The 18,967-nt window shown below is 69.3% G+C and carries 14 protein-coding genes; 9 read left to right on the top strand and 5 right to left on the bottom strand.

What is annotated here, in order from left to right; translation table 11 throughout:
• Nucleotides 1–11 precede the first annotated feature (11 nt).
• A complete protein-coding gene (gene cqsA / locus BHU06_RS00180) occupies nucleotides 12–1,253 on the bottom strand; it encodes an alpha-hydroxyketone-type quorum-sensing autoinducer synthase (protein ID WP_070397126.1) in 1,242 nt (413 codons plus the stop codon).
• 497 nt (nucleotides 1,254–1,750) lie between these two features.
• Between cqsA and BHU06_RS00175 the strand changes: the two genes are divergently transcribed.
• The 6 genes from BHU06_RS00175 (at nucleotide 1,751) to BHU06_RS00150 (ending at nucleotide 10,795) form a co-directional block, all read left to right on the top strand.
• Nucleotides 1,751–2,869 carry a TRAP transporter substrate-binding protein gene (locus BHU06_RS00175; protein ID WP_070397125.1) on the top strand — a complete coding sequence of 373 codons (1,119 nt, stop codon included), beginning with the start codon at nucleotides 1,751–1,753 and terminating at the stop codon, nucleotides 2,867–2,869.
• A gap of 64 nt (nucleotides 2,870–2,933) precedes the next feature.
• Nucleotides 2,934–3,554, top strand: coding sequence for a TRAP transporter small permease subunit (locus BHU06_RS00170; protein ID WP_070397124.1), 621 nt, complete (start codon nucleotides 2,934–2,936; stop codon nucleotides 3,552–3,554).
• A complete protein-coding gene (locus tag BHU06_RS00165) occupies nucleotides 3,554–5,557 on the top strand; it encodes a TRAP transporter large permease subunit (RefSeq protein WP_070397123.1) in 2,004 nt (667 codons plus the stop codon). The genes BHU06_RS00170 and BHU06_RS00165 overlap by 1 nt, the downstream gene beginning before the upstream one ends.
• Nucleotides 5,558–5,690: 133 nt before the next feature.
• Entirely contained in the window at nucleotides 5,691–6,572 is an 882-nt protein-coding gene (locus BHU06_RS00160; RefSeq protein ID WP_070397122.1) for a PPK2 family polyphosphate kinase, read from the top strand.
• A 22-nt stretch (nucleotides 6,573–6,594) separates the two neighbouring features.
• Nucleotides 6,595–9,888, top strand: coding sequence for a fused isobutyryl-CoA mutase/GTPase IcmF (icmF, locus tag BHU06_RS00155; RefSeq protein WP_070397121.1), 3,294 nt, complete (start codon nucleotides 6,595–6,597; stop codon nucleotides 9,886–9,888).
• A 13-nt stretch (nucleotides 9,889–9,901) separates the two neighbouring features.
• Entirely contained in the window at nucleotides 9,902–10,795 is an 894-nt protein-coding gene (locus tag BHU06_RS00150) for a diacylglycerol kinase family protein (RefSeq protein WP_070397120.1), read from the top strand.
• On the opposite strand, the gene BHU06_RS00145 is transcribed toward BHU06_RS00150, so the two are convergent.
• Nucleotides 10,796–12,070 carry a right-handed parallel beta-helix repeat-containing protein gene (locus BHU06_RS00145; RefSeq protein ID WP_139146898.1) on the bottom strand — a complete coding sequence of 425 codons (1,275 nt, stop codon included), beginning with the start codon at nucleotides 12,068–12,070 and terminating at the stop codon, nucleotides 10,796–10,798.
• 125 nt (nucleotides 12,071–12,195) lie between these two features.
• Between BHU06_RS00145 and rocF the strand changes: the two genes are divergently transcribed.
• A complete protein-coding gene (gene rocF / locus BHU06_RS00140; RefSeq protein WP_070397118.1) occupies nucleotides 12,196–13,131 on the top strand; it encodes an arginase in 936 nt (311 codons plus the stop codon).
• An 81-nt stretch (nucleotides 13,132–13,212) separates the two neighbouring features.
• On the opposite strand, the gene BHU06_RS00135 is transcribed toward rocF, so the two are convergent.
• A complete protein-coding gene (locus BHU06_RS00135) occupies nucleotides 13,213–13,512 on the bottom strand; it encodes an antibiotic biosynthesis monooxygenase (protein ID WP_070397117.1) in 300 nt (99 codons plus the stop codon).
• On the bottom strand, nucleotides 13,457–15,187 hold the full coding sequence (locus BHU06_RS00130) for a GMC family oxidoreductase (protein WP_254668095.1): 1,731 nt from the start codon (nucleotides 15,185–15,187) through the stop codon (nucleotides 13,457–13,459). The genes BHU06_RS00135 and BHU06_RS00130 overlap by 56 nt, the downstream gene beginning before the upstream one ends.
• A 162-nt stretch (nucleotides 15,188–15,349) precedes the next feature.
• On the opposite strand from BHU06_RS00130, the gene BHU06_RS00125 reads away from it, so the two are divergent.
• Nucleotides 15,350–16,207, top strand: a complete 858-nt coding sequence (locus BHU06_RS00125) for a 3-hydroxybutyryl-CoA dehydrogenase (protein WP_070397116.1) — start codon at nucleotides 15,350–15,352, stop codon at nucleotides 16,205–16,207.
• A 50-nt stretch (nucleotides 16,208–16,257) separates the two neighbouring features.
• On the top strand, nucleotides 16,258–17,661 hold the full coding sequence (gorA, locus tag BHU06_RS00120) for a glutathione-disulfide reductase (RefSeq protein WP_070397115.1): 1,404 nt from the start codon (nucleotides 16,258–16,260) through the stop codon (nucleotides 17,659–17,661).
• Nucleotides 17,662–17,695: 34 nt separating this feature from the next.
• On the opposite strand, the gene BHU06_RS00115 is transcribed toward gorA, so the two are convergent.
• A complete protein-coding gene (locus BHU06_RS00115; protein ID WP_254668094.1) occupies nucleotides 17,696–18,946 on the bottom strand; it encodes an MgtC/SapB family protein in 1,251 nt (416 codons plus the stop codon).
• Nucleotides 18,947–18,967: the final 21 nt, after the last annotated feature.

The raw sequence follows: 18,967 nt of genomic DNA, 5'->3' as shown, positions 1-18,967 counted from the left end.
CGCCCGTGCCCTCAGTCGACCGCGCCCGCCCGCGCGCGGCGGGCGATCGGCCACTCCCAGGGCTGCACGATGGGCGCCACCTCGCGCAGCACCGCCTCGATGTGCCCGATCTCGGCCTCGGTGAGCGCGGCATTCAGCGTCAGTCGCACCATGGCGCGGTTGCGGCTGGTGGCGGGGGCACAGAAGATGGCGCCGAACAGGCCGCGGGCTTCCAGCTCATCGCGCAGGCGCATGGTCCCGGGCTCGGTGCCGGCCTCCAGCGCAATGATCTGCTCGCTGCCCTGGTGGATGGGGTAACCCATGTCGCTGATGCTGGCGCGCAGGCGCTGGGTGATGGCCATGAGCCGCTCGCGCGCCGCGTCGGCGCGCTGCAGCACGCCCACGGTAGCGCGCAGGCCGGCCACCTCGTGCGGCAGCAGGCAGGAGCTGAAGATGTTCGGGAAACTGGAGCTCAGCACGTAGTAGCGCATGCTGGCCGGCATGGTGAAAAAGCCAGCGCGCCCGGCCATCGCCTTGGCCAGGCTGGCGGTAATGAAGTGCACCCGGTCGGTCAGGCCCAGTTCGGCGCACAGACCGGCGCCGCGCGGGCCATGGGTGCCCAGCGAATGCGATTCGTCGACCAGGATCATGGCGCCGTGCTTCTCCACCACCTCGACCATCTCGCGCAGCGGGCAGACGGCGCCGGTCGTGCTGTAGACCGAGTCCACCACCACCACCCCCGGGCCCTTCTTGGTCAACACCCGGTCCAGATGGTCCGGGTCGTTGTGGCGAAACGGAGAAGCGGGCGCCCGCGCCGCATGGGCGCCTTCCCACAGCGAGGTATGGGCCATGGTGTCGATGTAGACCGGCGTGTCGGCGTTGGCGATGGCCTGCAGCAGACCCACGTTGGCCGAGTAGCCCGATTGGCAAATCAGGCCGTCCTCCTTGCCCACCCAGTTCGCCATCTCCAACTCCAGCGCACGCGAGGGGTGCTGCGCCAGCAGAAACACGCCCGACTGCACCACGAATTCCGAGTTGCGGGTGAGGGCCGCGACCTGTGCCGAAACGATGTCCGGGTGGCCGGTCACGCTCAGGTAGTCGTTGCCGTCCAGGCGCACCGCGTTGGGACCGGGCTGGCTGCCGTGCAACACGAATTTGCCGCCCCAGTCCCCCTCCCAGCGGGGCAGAAAGTCCCGCTCCAGACGCGCGCGCAAAGCGGGGTTGAGCGGCGGATCTTTCGGCGCCGCGAGTTCGAGTGTTCCCAACGTTGTCATGGAGTTCCCTTTAAAGACCCAGGACTCCATTGAAAAAAGAAATGTGTGACGGATCGCACAAACCCTGTCAGGATTGACAGGGGGCTTGACGCTTTCGTCTCAACTTTGAGTTTGGAAAACCGACCAGTGGTCGGGCAGGCGCTTCTTTTTCGCAACATGTTGTGGCTGGCTCTCGCATTCGGTTACGCGTCCAGCCCGCCACTCCCACGCCTTTTCGGCTGCACTGCAGCAGCACCAGATCGGTGCCATTGGCGCCCGCGGGCCGACACCCGCCCTGAGACACACGCAGCGCCACAATTCACATTATGAAATTTTGAAGAATTTCATCGCCCGCTTCAAAAAAATTCACGCGGTTCACTGACCGCTGTCCCCTTCGCTGGCAGAAGGCGGACAAGAGGCTGACACCGTGCCACACGCTCCGTGAAAACCCTGTCTTGGTAAGCATGCACCCGGAAGGATGATGCCCGCTCCACCTGACCCTCACTGGAGACAAACCGATGTCCGAGAAGAAAACCGTCACGTCCCGTCGCGGCGTGCTCAAGGGTGCCGCCGTCGCCACCGGCGCCATGGCCGTGCCCATGGTGGCCACCGCGCAAACCACCACGCTTCGCTTCCAGTCCACTTGGCCCGCCAAGGACATCTTCCACGAGTACGCCAACGACTTCGCCAAGAAAGTCAACGACATGGCGGGCAACCGCCTCAAGATCGAGGTGCTGCCCGCTGGCGCGGTGGTGCCGGCCTTCCAGCTGCTGGAAGCGGTGTCCAAGGGCACGCTGGACGGCGGCCACGGCGTGATCGCCTACCACTACGGCAAGAACTCGGCCCTGGCCCTCTGGGGTTCCGGCCCCGCCTTCGGCATGGACCCGAACATGGTGCTGGCCTGGCACTACTACGGCGGCGGCAAGGACCTAGTGGACGAGATCTACAAGTCCCTGAACATGGACGTCGCGTCCTTCCTCTATGGCCCCATGCCCTGCCAGCCCCTGGGCTGGTTCAAGAAGCCGGTGGCCAAGGTCGAGGACATGAAAGGCCTGAAGTTCCGCACCGTGGGCCTGGCCGTGGACGTGTTCACCGCCATGGGCACCGCGGTCAACCCGCTGCCCGGCGGTGAGATCGTTCCCGCCCTGGACCGCGGCCTGATCGACGCGGCCGAGTTCAACAACGCCTCGTCCGACCGCGTACTGGGTTTCGCCGACGTGGCCAAGAACTGCATGCTGCAGAGCTTCCACCAGAGCGGCGAGCAGTTCGAGATCCTGTTCAACGGCGCCAAGTACAAGGCCCTCAACGGCGAACTCAAGGCCATCATCGACTACGCCGTGCAGGCCGCCAGCGCCGACATGAGCTGGAAGGCCATCCACCGCAACAGCGAGGACTACATCGAACTCAAGAAGGCCGGTGTCAAGTTCTTCAAGACGCCCGACCCGGTGCTGCGCGCGCAGCTCGCGGCCTGGGACGCGACCATCGCCAAGAAGTCCGGCGAGAACCCGCTGTTCAAGAAGGTGCTCGACTCGCAGAAGGCCTTTGCCGCCCGCGCGGGCCAGTGGCAGAACGACTACACGGTCGATTTCAAGATGGCCTACAACCACTACTTCGGCCGCGGCGCCAAGAAGAGCTGATCACCGACAGCCAGCCCAGGAAAGGGCGCCCCCTTGGGCGCCCTTTCTGTTTCCGGGGAACCCCATGCAAAAACTACTTCTCACGGTCGACGCCATATCGACCTGGTTCGGCAAGGCCTGCGCCTGGACGGTGGTGCTCCTGACGGCGCTGATCACCTGGGAGGTCTTCTCCCGCTACGTGCTCAACACCCCCCACGCCTGGGTGCTCGACGCCCAGATCATGCTGTACGGCGTGCTCTTCATGACCGCCGGCGCCTACACCCTGGCCAAGAACGGCCACGTGCGCGGCGACGTGCTCTATGGCTTCTTTCGCCCGCGCACGCAGGCCACGATCGACCTCGCGCTGTACATCCTGTTCTTTCTGCCGGGCGTCATCGCACTCACCTGGGCGGGCTGGACCTTCGCCAACGAATCGCTCGCGATCCGCGAGCAAACCTTCAACGCCGACCCGCTCCCGGTCTACCCCTTCAAGTTCTTCGTGCCCATCGCCGGCGCCTTCCTGCTGCTGCAGGGCATCGCCGAGATCATCCGTTGCGTGATCTGCCTGCGCACCGGCGCCTGGCCCAGCAAGGAAGAGGACGTCGAAGAGGTCGACGTCGACAAGCTCAAGGAAATGGTGCACGTGAAAGACGCCGACATCGAAGCCCTGGACCAGACGCTGGTCACCAAGAAAGGTGGTCAGTGATGGCGATCCGCAAGGAACTCTGGTTCGGCTTCACGCTGATGGGCATCATCGTGGCCGGCGTGCTGGCCATGGTGTTCAGCGTCGACACCATGACCAACGGCCACTACGGCCTGCTCATGCTCTCGCTGGTGGTGGTGGCCATCATGCTGGGCTTTCCCACCGCCTTCACGCTCATGGGCATGGGCATGATCTTCACCTTCTTTGCCTACCACTCGGGCAACCAGACCGCGGCCGGCGCGATCACGCAGACGCTGGATCTGATGGTGCAGCGCGCTTTCTCGGTGATGGCCAGCGACGTGCTGATCGCCATCCCCCTGTTCGTGTTCATGGGCTACCTGGTCGAGCGGGCGAACCTGATCGAGAAGCTGTTTCGCAGCCTGCACCTGTCGCTGGCGCGCGTGCCGGGCTCCCTGGCCGTGGCCACGCTGGTCACCTGCGCGGTGTTCGCCACGGCCACCGGCATCGTCGGGGCGGTGGTCACGCTCATGGGCCTGCTGGCACTGCCGCAGATGCTCAAGGGCGGCTACGACACGCGATTGGCCGCGGGCGCCATCACCGCAGGCGGCTGCCTGGGTATCCTGATCCCGCCGTCGGTGCTGCTCATCGTCTACGGCGCCACCGCCGGTGTCTCCGTGGTCAAGCTGTACGCTGGCGCGTTCTTCCCCGGACTCATGCTGGCGGGCCTGTACATCGTGTACGTGATCGTCATGGCCAAGCTCAAGCCGACCTGGGCACCGCCCCTGACGGCCGAGCAGCGGCGCGTGCCGCTGCCCGAACCGCTGCTGAAGCTGGGCGCCACCGCCGGCAAGTCGGCCCTGCTCGGCCTGCTGTCTGCGCTCAAGGGCCGCAACAACCAGGGCGTGTCCACCGGCTACCTGCTGCGCCAACTCGGCGTGGTGCTGTTGCCAGCGGTCCTGTTCGTGGCCGTGGCGGTGCTCAGCTACCCCAGCGCCAAGCCGCTGGCGGCCGATGTGCCGGCCGGTCTGGTGCCCCTGGGCCTGGGCGGCGGTGCGCCGGACAGCGGCGGCGGCCTCGCCGAGCCACCGGGCGCCGACGACCAGGGACTGGCCGAGCCCGATGGCGGACTGAGCGAGCCGCCCAGCAGCGAAGGCGGGGATGGACTCGCCGAGCCGCCTTCCGCGGACCAGCCCGAGGCGCTGGGCGAGCCCGCGACCGGCGGCCTCGCCGAGCCTTCGGCGACGCCGGCTGGCGCGGCTGACGGCACCTCGGGCGCCGACGCCGCTCAGGGCGGCGCGGGCAGTGGCTACTGGATCGGCGTGGCCGTGGGAGCGCTCGCGCTCGCCGTGTTCTACGCGCTGTTCAGCTACGCCAGGGTCGAGATCTTCAAGATGCTGCTCGCCAGCTTCTTCCCGCTGATGGTGCTCATCCTGGCCGTTCTCGGCTCCATCGTGTTCGGCCTGGCGACGCCCACCGAAGCGGCCGCTGTCGGCGCCTTCGGCGGTGTTCTCCTGGCGGCCGCCTATCGGCAGCTCACTTTCAGCGTGGTCAAGGAAAGCGTCTTCCTCACGGCCAAGACGAGTGCGATGGTGTGCTGGCTGTTCGTGGGCTCGGCCATCTTCTCGGCCGCCTTCGCGCTGCTGGGCGGACAGGAGCTGGTCGAGCAATGGGTGCTGGGCATGAACCTGTCCAAGACAGAGTTCCTGATCCTGTCGCAGGTGATCATCTTCATCCTGGGCTGGCCGCTCGAATGGACCGAGATCATCGTGATCTTCATGCCCATCTTCATCCCGCTGCTGGACAACTTCGGTGTCGACCCGCTGTTCTTCGGCCTGCTGGTGGCGCTGAACCTGCAGACCGCCTTCCTGAGCCCACCGGTGGCCATGAGCGCGTTCTACCTGAAGGGTGTCGCGCCGAAGCACGTGACGCTGAATCAGATCTTCGCCGGCATGATTCCCTTCATGGGCATACAGATCATCGCCATCGTTCTGCTGTATCTGTTCCCCGGGATCGGCCTGTGGCTGCCCTCGGTGCTCTACAACTGACCACCGCTCATCCCGCACAGGGGCGCTTCGGCGCCCCTTTTTTTCTGGTTTGCCGCTACCATTGACGTTTACGTTAACGTCAATTCAACCAAGCCCGGTTAGGGTACCCGTCGCGCCCCCGCCAAGACCCGCCATGCCCAGCCCCAGCGACCTCCGTCTGCCCTTCCCCGCGTCGGTGCTGCGCGCGCCCAAGGGCTCGGCCTGGCACCGCTGGCAGATCGACCCGGAGACCGCGCGGCCCCAGGTCTCGCTCAAGTCGCTCGATCCCGCCGAGAAGCCCTTTTCGGGCGGCGACAAGGCCGCCGACAAGGCCGCGGTGGAACGGCTGGCCGACGAGATCGACCAGTTGCAGAACGTGTTCCACCCCGACGCGCGCTACAAGCTGCTGGTGGTGCTGCAGGGCACCGACACCGCCGGCAAGGACGGCACCGTGCGCGGCGTGTTCGGCCGCACCAGCCCGCTGGGCGTGCGCACCGTGGGCTGGAAGGCGCCCAGCGAGGCCGAGCGCGCGCACGACTACCTCTGGCGCATCCACCAGGCCATGCCCGGCAACGGCGAGATCGTGGTCTTCAACCGCAGCCACTACGAGGACGTGCTGGTGCCCGTGGTCAATGGCTGGATCGACAAGGCCCAGACCCAGCAGCGCTACGCGCACATCAACGACTTCGAGCGCCTGCTGGCCGAGACCGGCACCGTGGTGCTGAAATTCATGCTGCACATCGGCTTCGACGAACAGCGCCAGCGCCTGCAGGACCGCATCGACGACCCCGAGAAGCACTGGAAGTTCAGCCTGGGCGACCTCGAGGTGCGCAAGCAGTGGGGCGCGTACCAGAAGGCCTACGAGGATTTTCTGGAAGGCACCAGCACGCCCTGGGCGCCCTGGACCGTGGTGCCCGCCAACAGCAAGACCCACCGCAACCTGATGGTCGCCACCATCGTGCGCGACACCCTGCAGCGGCTGGCGCTGCGCTTCCCGCCCGACGACCCCGCGCTGAAAAATCTGCGCGTCGAATGAATCCACCCCAGAGAGACGAGCCATGACCCAGCTGAGCGCCGACTACCAGGCCCTGACCCAGTACCGCCCCAAGCACAAGGTGCGCTTCGTCACCGCGGCCAGCCTGTTCGACGGGCACGACGCGGCCATCAACATCATGCGGCGCATCCTGCAGGGCATGGGCGCCGAGGTGATCCACCTCGGGCACAACCGCAGCGTGGACGAGGTGGTCACCGCCGCGCTGCAGGAAGACGTGCAGGGCATCGCCATCAGCAGCTACCAGGGCGGACACGTCGAGTACTTCAAGTACATGGTGGACCTGCTCAAGCAGCGCGGCGGCGCGCATATCCAGGTCTTCGGCGGTGGCGGCGGCGTGATCGTGCCGAGTGAAATCCAGGAACTGCAGGCCTACGGCGTGGCGCGCATCTACAGCCCCGAGGACGGCCAGCGCATGGGCCTGCAGGGCATGATCGGCGAGATGGTCATGCGCTGCGACCACGACCTCTCGGCGCACGCGCCCAAAGCCTTGAAGGCCATCCAGGGCCATGGCGAGATGCACTGGCGCGCGCTGGCCCAGCTCATCACCGTGATCGAGAACGGCCAGGCCGATGCCGCGCTGGTGCAGGCCGTGCGCGAGGCCGCCGCGCAGGTGAAGGTGCCGGTGCTCGGCATCACGGGCACCGGCGGCGCGGGCAAGTCCTCGCTCACCGACGAGCTCATCCGCCGCCTGCGCCTGGACCAGGGCGACGCCGCGCGCGCGGCCGTCATCAGCATCGACCCCTCGCGGCGCAAGAGCGGCGGCGCGCTGCTGGGCGACCGCATCCGCATGAACGCCATCGCGCCGTGGCAGAACGGTCCACGCGTCTTCATGCGCTCCCTGGCCACGCGCGACTTCGGCAGCGAGATCAGCGCCGCCCTGCCCGACGTGATCGCCGCCTGCAAGGCCGCGGGCTTCGACCTCGTGATCGTGGAGACCTCGGGCATCGGCCAGGGCGACGCGGCCATCGTGCCGCACGTGGATGTGCCGCTGTACGTGATGACGCCCGAGTTCGGCGCCGCCAGCCAGCTCGAGAAGATCGACATGCTGGACTTCGCCGAGTTCGTGGCCATCAACAAGTTCGACCGCAAGGGCGCGGCCGATGCCTTGCGCGACGTCGCCAAGCAGGTGCAGCGCAACAAGGAGGCCTGGGGCAAGCGAGCGGACGAGATGCCCGTCTTCGGCACCATGGCCGCGCGCTTCAACGACGACGGCGTGACCGCGCTGTACCAGGCGCTCAAGCCCCGCCTGGCCGGGCTGGGCCTGGCGCTGAAAGAAGGCAGCCTGCCCGTGGTGGACGTGCGCCACAGCACCAACCAGACCCCCGTGGTGCCGCCCGCGCGCACGCGCTACCTGGCCGAGATCGCCGACACCGTGCGCGGCTACAAGAAGTCCGTGCGCGAACAGGCGCGCCTGGCGCGTGAGATCCAGCAGCTGCAGGCCACGGCGGGCATGCTGCGCAAGGACAAGCCTGAGCGTGCCCGCGCCGCCGAAGCGGTGATCGACCTGGCCCAGGTGCGCGAACTCGACCAGGACCCGGGCGCGCGCAAGCTGCTGGCGCAGTGGCCCGACATGCAGAAGGCCTACGCGGGCGACGAGTACGTGGTGAAGATCCGCGACAAGGAGATCCGCACGGCGCTCACCACCAAAAGCCTGTCGGGCACAGTGATTCGCAAGGTCGCGCTGCCGCCCTACGAAGACCACGGCGAACTGCTCAAGTGGCTGATGCTGGAGAACGTGCCCGGCAGCTTCCCCTACACCGCCGGCACCTTCGCCTTCAAGCGCGAAGGGGAGGACCCCACGCGCATGTTCGCCGGCGAGGGCGACCCCTTCCGAACCAACCGGCGCTTCCGGCTGCTGTCCGAAGGCATGCCGGCCAAGCGCCTGTCCACCGCCTTCGACTCGGTCACGCTCTACGGCAACGACCCCGACCCGCGCCCGGACATCTACGGCAAGGTCGGCAACTCGGGCGTGAGCATCGCCACGCTGGACGACATGAAGGTGCTCTACGGCGGCTTCGACCTCTGCCACCCGGCCACCTCCGTGTCCATGACCATCAACGGCCCGGCCCCCACCATCCTGGCCATGTTCATGAACACGGCGATCGACCAGAACCTGGAGAAGTTCCAGGCCGACAACGGCCGCGAGCCCACCGCCACCGAGGCCGCCAAGATCCGCGAATGGGTGCTGGCCAATGTGCGCGGCACGGTGCAGGCCGACATCCTGAAGGAAGACCAGGGCCAGAACACCTGCATCTTCAGCACCGAGTTCAGCCTCAAGGTGATGGGCGACATCGCCAGCTACTTCGTGCACCACGACGTGCGCAACTTCTACTCGGTGTCCATCAGCGGCTACCACATCGCCGAGGCCGGGGCCAACCCGATCAGCCAGCTCGCCTTCACGCTATCGAACGGCTTCACCTTCGTGGAGGCCTACCTCGCGCGCGGCATGCACATCGACGACTTCGCGCCCAACCTGAGCTTCTTCTTCAGCAACGGCATGGACCCCGAGTACACCGTGATGGGCCGCGTGGCGAGGCGCATCTGGGCCGTGGCCATGCGCGACAAGTACGGCGCCAACGAGCGCAGCCAGAAGCTCAAGTACCACATCCAGACCAGCGGGCGCAGCCTGCACGCGCAGGAAATCCAGTTCAACGACATCCGCACCACCCTGCAGGCGCTGATCGCCATCTACGACAACTGCAACAGCCTGCACACCAACGCGTTCGACGAGGCCATCACCACGCCCACCGAAGACTCGGTGCGCCGCGCCATGGCGATCCAGCTCATCATCAACCGCGAGTGGGGTCTGGCCAAGAACGAGAACCCCAGCCAGGGCAGCTTCATCATCGAGGAGCTGACCGAACTGGTGGAGGAGGCGGTGCTGGCCGAGTTCGAGCGCATCGCCGAGCGCGGCGGCGTGCTCGGGGCCATGGAGACCGGCTACCAGCGCGGCCGCATCCAGGACGAGTCGATGCACTACGAGATGCTCAAGCACACCGGCGAGCTGCCCATCATCGGCGTGAACACCTTCCGCAACCCGCACGGCGACCCGATCCCGCAGTCGCTGGAGCTGGCGCGCTCCACCGAGGACGAAAAGCAAAGCCAGCTCAAGCGCCTGCAGGACTTCCATGCGCGCCACGCGGCCGAGTCGCCCGCGATGCTGGCGCGCCTCAAGCGCGCCGTGATCGAGAACGGCAACGTGTTCGAGGTGCTGATGGACGCGGTGCGCTGCTGTTCGCTGGGCCAGATCACCAGCGCGCTGTTCGAGGTGGGCGGCCAGTACCGGCGCAACATGTGACGGCGCCGCCTCCGTGCGTGCCGTCCTCTTCAACCCCGCCGCCCGCGCCGGCCGGGCCTCGGCCCTGCTGCCCGGGCTGCGCCGCGCCCTGCCCGCCGACGTGGCCCTGCACGTGCCCGACAGCGCCGAGGCGGCGCTCGCCGTGCTGCACGCCCTGCCCCCCGGCAGCCGCGTGGTGGCCGTGGGCGGCGATGGCACCCTGCACCGCTGGCTGCCCGCGCTCATCGCGCGCGACCACGAGCTGGGCCTGGTGCCCCTGGGCAGCGGCAACGACGTGGCGCGCGCGCTCGGCCTGGGGCGGGAGGCGCCGCTGGCCTGGCTGTCGCACGCGCTCAACGCCCCGCCCAGCTTCATGGACCTCGGCCTGGCCCTCTGGCACGACGGCCAGGGCCGCCCGCACGAGACACCTTTCATCTCCAGCCTGAGCGCGGGCTTCGACGCCGCCGTGGCGCGCCGTGCCATCGACGGCCCGCCCCGCCTGCGCGGCCTGCCGCGCTACCTCTGGGCCACGCTGCGCGAGCTCGCGGCCCTGCGCACCTGGGCGCTGGACATCACCGTGGACGGCGAGCACCTGCACAGCGGCCCCGCCCTGTTCGCGGCCAGCCTGAACACCCCCAGCTTCGGTGGCGGCATGCCCGCCACGCCAGGCGCGCGCACGCACGACGGCCTGCTCAACCTGTTGCTGGCCGGGCCTTTCACACGCGGTGGCGCGCTGCGCATGCTGCCGCGCCTGCTGCGCGGCCGCCACCTGGGCCACCCCCGCATCCACACCCAGGCCTTCGAGGCCCTGCTGATCCTCGCCCGGGGCGACCTGCCGCTGGCCGCCGACGGCGAATGGCTGGGCTTGGCCCGCTCCGTCCAGGTGGTGGTGCGACCCTCGGCGCTGCGCGTGGTGCGCAAGGGCTGATCAGGGCGCCGACTGCAGGGCCCCGGCCACCCGGCTTGCGCCGGTGATGGCGCGCAGCACGAAGGGGCTGGGCGTGTCGTTCACATAGGCCGCGTCCGGCACGCCCGACAGGCCGATGCGGGCCTGCAGCGTGGCGTTGGGCCAGAAGTTCGGCGCACCCACGTTGCTGGCGCCGGGGATGTTGGCCGCCGTGTCGAAGACGTTCTGGCTCTGGCCCACGCTGCCGCTGGAGAAGCCGCCGGCGATCAGCGTGGGGCTGCCCGTGCCCGCGAACAGGTTGGCGGTGAGGCTCACGGTGCTGGCGCCGCTGGCCACGTACAGGTAGCCGCCGCCCGATCGCGTGCTCACCAGGGTGTTGTGCACCAGCTGCAGCGAGCGCGAGGGGTTGGTGTAGCCCTCGAAGCCATAGGCGACGAGGTAGGCGTTGTCGGCGTTCGGGCCCTTCTGCATGAGGTTGCCGCGCAGGACGACCTGGCCACCGTTCGGGAAGTCGGTCTGGTAGCTGGCGGTGCCGCTGGGGCCATCCATGAAGTAGCTGTTCTCGATCAGGTTGTCGCGCGCGCGGCTCTTCAGGTTGTGCCCGATGCGGGCCTGGCGGAAGAAGCTGGCGCGCACCACCAGGCGGTCGATCTGGTTGACGTAGAGGTTGTGCGTGTAGCCGTCGCCGCGCCCGTTGCCCGCGAACTCGGTGTAGCTGATGTCGATGCTGCCGTTGCCCGGGTTGGCCAGCAGGCCGTTCTCGTTGTCGTAGAAGCCGCTGTTGAGGATGCGCAAGGTGCCGCTGGTGTGCTCGGCGCGGATGCCGGCGCCGTTCTGGTCGGGCACGGTGGCGTTGTGGAAGGAAATGCCGTCCACCGTGACGTTGGCGCCGCCGATGACCCAGATGCCCTTGCCGCGCGCGTTCTGGCCGTCGGCGTACATGCGCGCGGGGCCGCCCGCGCCGCAGATGGTCAGGTTGCCGGCCGTCCATTGCGCGACGGCGGCCGAGCCGCGGTAGTCGCCCGCGCTGATGCGGATGGTGTCGCCCGACTGGGCGGCGGCCGCGGCGGCGGCGGGCGAGGCATAGGTTTTGCCAGGGCCCACCTCAAGCACGCGGCCGGCCGGGCTGGCGCAGGCATTGCCCAGGCCAGGGCCCGCGCCCGGGGGCAAAGGCGTCACGCTGGAGGGCGGCAGAGGAGAAGACGGGGACTGGCCGGGGCCATCGGAGCCACCGCCACCGCCGCAAGCGGCCAGGCCGGCGAGCAGCGCGGGAATGCACAAGAGACGAAGGAGCATACGGGCGCGGGGCCGGGCGGTGGCCCGGCGCAGGAGATGGGACGGGGGAGTATCCGGTGTCGGATGGCCCCCTGCGCCCCGCGCAGGGTAGCGATTCGTAACAGTCGCGCGGAGAATGCCGAGCCATGCAAGCCCCCATCACGCTCATCGGCGCGCCCACCGACATCGGCGCTGGCGCGCGCGGCGCGTCCATGGGCCCCGAGGCCCTGCGCGTGGCCGGCCTCGTGGCCGTTCTGCAGGCCCAGGGCCTCAGGGTGCACGACCGCGGCAACCTGTCCGGCCCGGCCAACCCCTGGCGTCCGCCACAAGGCGGCTACCGTCACATCGAGGAGGTGGCGGCCTGGAACCAGAGCCTGCACGGCGCCGTGCTGGACGAGCTGCGCGCCGGCCACCTGCCCATCGTGCTGGGCGGCGACCACTGCCTGGGCCTGGGTTCTATCAGCGCGGTGGCCCGGCATTGCCGCGAAAGACACAAAAAGTTGCGTGTGCTGTGGCTGGACGCGCACGCCGACTTCAACACCGCCGCCCTCACGCCCAGCGGCAACCTGCACGGCATGCCGGTGGCCCTGCTGTGTGGCCTGGGCCCGCCCGAACTCACGGGCATCGGCGGCCACACGCCCGCGATCCGCCCGCAGGACATCCGCCAGATCGGCATCCGCAGCGTGGACGCGGGCGAGAAACGCCTGGTGCACGAGCACGGGCTGGAGGTGTTCGACATGCGCACCATCGACGAGATGGGCATGCGCCGCACCATGGAGCTGGCGTTGGCCGGCGTCGACGGCGACACCCACCTGCACGTGAGTTTTGACGTCGATTTCCTGGACCCGGAGATCGCGCCCGGCGTGGGCACCACGGTGCGCGGCGGCCCCACCTACCGCGAGGCGCAGCTGTGCATGGAAATGATCGCGGACACCGGCCGGCTGGCCTCGCTCGACGTGATGGAGCTGAACCCGGCGCTGGACGTGCGCAACCGCACGGCCGAACTGGCGGTGGACCTGGTGGAGAGCCTGTTCGGCAAGTCCACCCTCATGAGAAAGCAAGCACCGGCGCGCGTGACTTGATCGAGGATGCCGCGGAACCGGCTCTGCCGGGCCGCGGCATCACCCCCTGGGGGGTGACGCGCGCAGCGCGGCGCAGGGGGGTCAACTCTTGCCCACCAGCTCCAGGTGCTCCACCACCGGCGGCTGCGCGAAGAACGGCCCGACGATGGCGCGCCATTCGGCGAAGGCCGGCGAGCCGCGGAAGCCCACGGTGTGGTCCTCCAGCGTGTCCCAGTAAATCATCAGCAGGTAGCGGCCCGGGCTCTCGATGCTGCGGTTGACCTTGAAGCCCTGGAAGCCCTTGGCCGTCGAGATGACGGTGCTCGCGCCGCGCAGGATGGCTTCCTCAAACGCCGAGGCCTTCGAGGGGTCGATGCGGATGTCCGCGTGTTCCAGGATCATGGGCTGTCTCCGTTGTTGACTCGGCCGCGGCGCGGCGCGCGGCGCGGATCATATCCACCGCCTTCTCGGCGATCATGATCACGGGGGCATTGGTGTTGCCGCCGACGATGCGCGGCATCACCGAGCCGTCGACCACGCGCAGGCCGCGCACGCCGTGCACGCGCAGCTGCGGGTCCACCACGGCGCCCTCGCCCGGTCCCCCGCTCGACCCACCCATCGGCCCCATCCGACAGGTGCCCACGGGGTGGTAAATGGTGTCGGCGTGGCCGCGCACGAACTGTTCGATCTGCGCCTCGCTCCGTGCATCGGCCGAGGCCCGCGACTCCACGCCGCCGAAGCGAGCCAGCGCGGGCTGGTTCAGCAGTTGCCGCATGCGCTGGAAGCCGCGCACCAGGCGTGCGGTGTCGTCCGGGTCGCTCAGGAAGGCCGGGTCGATCAGCGGCATCACCTGCGGGTCGCGGCTGGCCAGGCGCAGCGTGCCCCGGCTCTTGGGGCGCAACAGGCACACATGGCACGAGTAGCCGTGACCGAACACCGTCTTGCGCCCATGGTCCACCAGCTTGCCGATGACGAAGTGCAGCTGCAGGTCGGGAATGGCCTCGTCGGGCGAGCTGCGGATGAAGCCGCCCGCCTCGGCGAAGTTGGTCGTGAGCAAGCCGGTGCGCGTGCGCCGCCACTCGACGATGCCGCGCAGCGCCGCCAGCGCGCCCCGCAGCGACAGGCCGAACAGCTCGGTCGCGCGCGGCGCGCTGACCACCTGCACCACGTCCACGTGGTCGTGCAGGTGGGCGCCCACGTCGGGCAGGTGGTGCACCACGCGGATGCCCCGTTCGCGCAGGTGATCGCCCGGCCCGATGCCCGAGAGCATGAGCAGCTGCGGCGAGCCGAAGGCGCCGGCGCTGAGCACCACCTCGCCACCGTCGCGGCAGCGCGCCAACTGCAGGGGGCCGCGCCCGCCGCTGGCGCGGTACTCCACGGCCACGGCGCGCGGCGACTGGCCGGCCTCCTCGTCCAGCACCACGCGGCAGACCAGCGCGTCGGTGATGACCGTGAGGTTGGGCCGGCCCAGGTGCGGCGTGAGATAGGCCTTGGCCGCGCTGAAGCGCTCGCCGTGCTGGTGCGTGACCTGGTAGTGGCCGATGCCTTCCTGTTCGGCGCCGTTGAAGTCGGCGTTGATCGGGTAGCCCGCCTCGCGCCCGGCCGCGATGAAGTGCGGCACGAAGGGGTTGGGGCTGGTGAGGTCGCGCACGTTCAGCGGGCCGCCGGTGCCGTGGAAGGCGTCGGCGCCGCGCTCGTTGTGCTCGGCGCGCTTGAAGATCGGCAGCACGTCGGACCAGGCCCAGCCCGGGTTGCCCGCGGCGGCCCAGGCGTCGTAGTCGCTGGGGTGGCCGCGCGCGTAGATCATGGCATTCACCGAACTGGAGCCGCCCAGCACCTTGCCGCGCGGCTGGTAGCCGCGCCGCCCGTTCAGGCCGGGCTGGGGCACGGTCTCGTAGCACCAGTTGGCCTGCCCGTTCTTGGCCAGCACCGCCAGCCCGGCGGGGCAGTGGATGAGCACGCTGCGGTCGGGCGGCCCGGCCTCGATGAGGGCCACGCGCAGGGCCGGGTCCTCGCTGAGCCGGCCGGCCAGCACGCAGCCGGCCGATCCGCCGCCCACGATGATCACGTCGTACATGCTGTCTCCTGCATTGCCGCCGGGACCCGGGTGGGTACGCGACAATCGGCGGCCAAGGTAGCAGGCGCCCCCTTCGCGGTGTAGGCAGGCCTGCCTAGCCAAGACGCCCGCGCCACGCGGGTTTCCCCTGATCCCCACCCCTTTCTCTCCGAGGTTCTTCGCATGAGCAGCAACAGCATCCAGACGGTCGGCATCATCGGCTCGGGCACCATGGGCAACGGCATCGCCCAGGCCTGCGCCACCAGCGGCATCCGCGTGGTGATGGTCGACATCGCGCAGGCCGCGCTGGACAAAGGCCTGGCCACCGTGGCCGCCAGCCTGGACCGGCTGATCAAGAAGGAGAAGCTGACGGCCGAAGGCAAGGCCCAGGCGCTGTCGCTCATCCGGGCCAGCACGAACTACGAGGACCTCAAGGGCGCGCAGCTCGTGATCGAGGCCGCCACCGAGAACGAAGGCCTCAAGCTCAAGATCCTGCAGCAGCTCGACGCGCTGCTCGCGCCCGAGGTGATCGTCGCCACCAACACCAGTTCGATCAGCATCACCAAACTGGCCGCCGCCACGAAGCGCGCCGACCGCTTCATCGGCATGCACTTCTTCAACCCCGTGCCCATGATGGCGCTGGTGGAGATCATCCGCGGCCTGCAGACCAGCGACGCCACGCACGCCACGGTGAAGGCCCTGGCCGAGGCCCTGGGCAAAACGCCCATCACGGTGAAGAACGCGCCGGGCTTCGTGGTCAACCGCATCCTGGTGCCCATGATCAACGAAGCCTTCTTCGTGCTGGCCGAAGGACTGGCCACAGCCGAGGACATCGACGCCGGCATGAAGCTGGGCACCAACCAGCCCATCGGTCCGTTGGCGCTGGCCGACATGATCGGCCTGGACGTGTGCCTGGCGGTCATGAACGTCTACGTCGAGGAATACAACGACAGCAAGTACCGCCCCTGCCCGCTGCTCAAGGAAATGGTGGCCGCGGGCTACCTGGGGCGCAAGACGGGGCGCGGGGTGTACACGTACTGACGATGGCCCGGTGCGCGCCGGGCCTTTGATGGCGGCCTACCATCGCCCCCATGAGCGCATACGACTTCGATCTCTTCGTCATTGGCGGTGGCAGCGGCGGCGTGCGCGCCGCCCGCATGGCCGCGCAGCGCGGCCAGCGCGTGGCCCTGGCCGAGGTGCTGGGCACCGACGGCCTGGGCGGCACCTGCGTCAACGTGGGCTGCATACCCAAGAAGCTGTACAGCTACGCCGCGCACTACCACGAAGCCTTCGAGGAGGCGGCCGGCTTCGGCTGGCGCGTCGGAGAAGCCCATTTCGACTGGGCCACGCTGAAGGCCAACCGGGCCAAGGAGATCGCGCGCCTGAACGGCGTCTACGCCAACCTGCTCAGCGGCTCCGGCGTCACGCGGCTCGACGGCTTCGCGCGCCTGGCCGGCGACCATGAGATCGAACTCGCCACGCTGCACGCCGACGGCTCACCGGGCCACCAGCGCTTCAGCGCCGCCCACATCCTGATCGCCACCGGCGGCACGCCCCACGTGCCGCACTTCAGCGGGCGCGAGCACGTGATCACCAGCAACGAGGTGTTCGACCTCGACCCCTTCCCGCGGCGCCTGCTCATCGTCGGCGGCGGCTACATCGCCTGCGAGTTCGCCTCCATCTTCAACGGCCTGGGCGCGCGGGTGACGCAGCTCTACCGCGGCGAGCAGGTGCTGCGCGGCTTCGACGACGAGATCCGCCACTTCGCGGCGGGCGAGATGGCCAAGGCCGGCGTGGACCTGCGCCTCAATGCCGGCGTGGTGGACATCCGCAAGACCCCCGACGGCCTGGTGGTGCGCTGCGAGGACGGCAATACCTTCACCGTGGACGCCGCGCTCTACGCCACCGGCCGGGTCCCCAACACCCAGGGGCTCGGGCTGGACACCGCGGGCGTGGCCCAGGGCGCCAAGGGCGAGGTGCTCGTCAACGGGCGCTACCAGACCAACGTGCCGCACATCCGCGCTATCGGCGACGTGACCGACCGCGTGCAGCTCACGCCCGTGGCGCTGGGCGAGGCCATGGTGGTGGTGGACGACATCTGCGGCCCCGCGCCCGGCAAGGCCGCGCGCGAGATGAGCTACGACTTCGTGCCCACCGCCGTCTTCACGCACCCCAGCATCGGCACCGTGGGCCTCACAGAAGCCCAGGCGCGCGAGCGCTTTGGCGAAGTCACCGTCTTCCGCAGCGAATTCAAGGCCTTGAAGCACACCCTGTCGGGCCGCACCGAGCGCACGCTGATGAAGCTGGTGGTGGACACCCAGAGCGACCGCGTGGTCGGCCTGCACATGGTCGGCGCCGAAGCGGGCGAGATCGTGCAGGGCTTCGCCGTCGCGCTCAAGGCCGGCGCCACCAAGGCGGTGTTCGACAGCACCATCGGCATCCACCCGACGGCGGCCGAGGAGTTCGTCACCATGCGCGAGCCGGTGCGCCGCTGAGCGGACGGCGGGCCTCGCGTCCCCCTCGGCCCCCTCAGCCCCACCAGGCCAGCAGGGCCACGCCCAGCAGCGTGTGCAGCCACAGCCCCGGCGCCAGCCAGCGCAGGTAGGCCCAGCCGCCCGATGCGAACGCAGTGACCGACTTGCTGCCCGCGTGCACCAGCAGCACCAGCATCAGCGCGCGCCGAGACCCTTCAGCGGGCGCCGCGTCGCTGAACACCGCCGCCACCGAGGCGTGCAGATCGGCCAGGGCGCCCACCACGGCGCCGGCCATCAAGCCCGCCTGGCCCAGCCAGGCCTGCAGACCGTGCACCAGGGCCTGCACGGCCGCCAGCAGCGCCGCCACGGCCAGCGCGCCACCCAGGCTGAACATGCGGTCGTCGCGCGCGCTCGGTAAGGCCTCGGTGCGCGGGGTGGCGCCCGTCACCACCACGTCCTTGACCTCGCCACGCACGAGCCACCAGCCCCAGGCCAGCGCCAGCGTGGCGGCCACCAGCACAGGCAGCCACAGCACCGGCAGCCAGGCCGGGCGCACGGCGGCCGCCACCAGCAGCAGCTGCAACTGCGTCGACACGCAAGACAGCAGGCCACCGCCGGCCATGGCGCGCGCGGGGGCGCTGCCCTCGCGCGCCGCCAGGCCCATGCTGGCGATGGTGGCGGTGCTCGACACGAAGCCCGAGGCCAGCGCCGACAGCGCCACCGCGTGCCGCGTGGCCAGCAACCGGCGCGCCAGGTGGGCCGCCGACTGCAGGGTCAGCAGCAGGGCCAGCAAGGTGCCGATGGTGCGCGGGTTGAGCGCCTCGCCCCACAGCGGCCGATCGGGCAGCAGGGGCAGGCCCAACAGCACCAGCGCCACCAGCAATAGGCCGTCGCGCAGCTCGGCCGCCCGCAGCCAGTGGTTGACGAAACGGTGGGCGCGATCGCGCACCGCCAGCACCACGGTCAAGCCCACGGCCAGGCCCGCCGCCAGCGCGGCGCTGTGCGCGCTCAACACGCCGACCAGGTAGGTCAGCAGCAAGGCCACTTCGGTGGTCACGCCGGGGTCCTCGGAACGGTCCTTCAGGTAGGCCACCAGGCCCAGGCCCGCGACGAAGGCCGCGCCCGCCACCACAATGCCGCTGAGCCCGGTGAGCGCCGCGGCGGCGCCCGTGACGCAGGTGAGCGCAAAACTGCGCAGGCCGGCCAGGGCGCGCGTCGGCCCCGCGCCCTTGCGCCGCTCGCGCTCGATGCCCACCAGCAGGCCGCAGCCCAGCGCCACGGCCAGGGTGGCGGCCGCGTGGGACAAATCGGGGGAGTTCAGGCCGTT

The sequence above is a fragment of the Hydrogenophaga sp. PML113 genome (assembly GCF_001777155.1).
Taxonomy (GTDB): domain Bacteria; phylum Pseudomonadota; class Gammaproteobacteria; order Burkholderiales; family Burkholderiaceae_C; genus Hydrogenophaga; species Hydrogenophaga borbori.
Note: the sequence above shows the minus strand (reverse complement) of the source record. Positions and strands in the feature narration are given on the sequence as shown.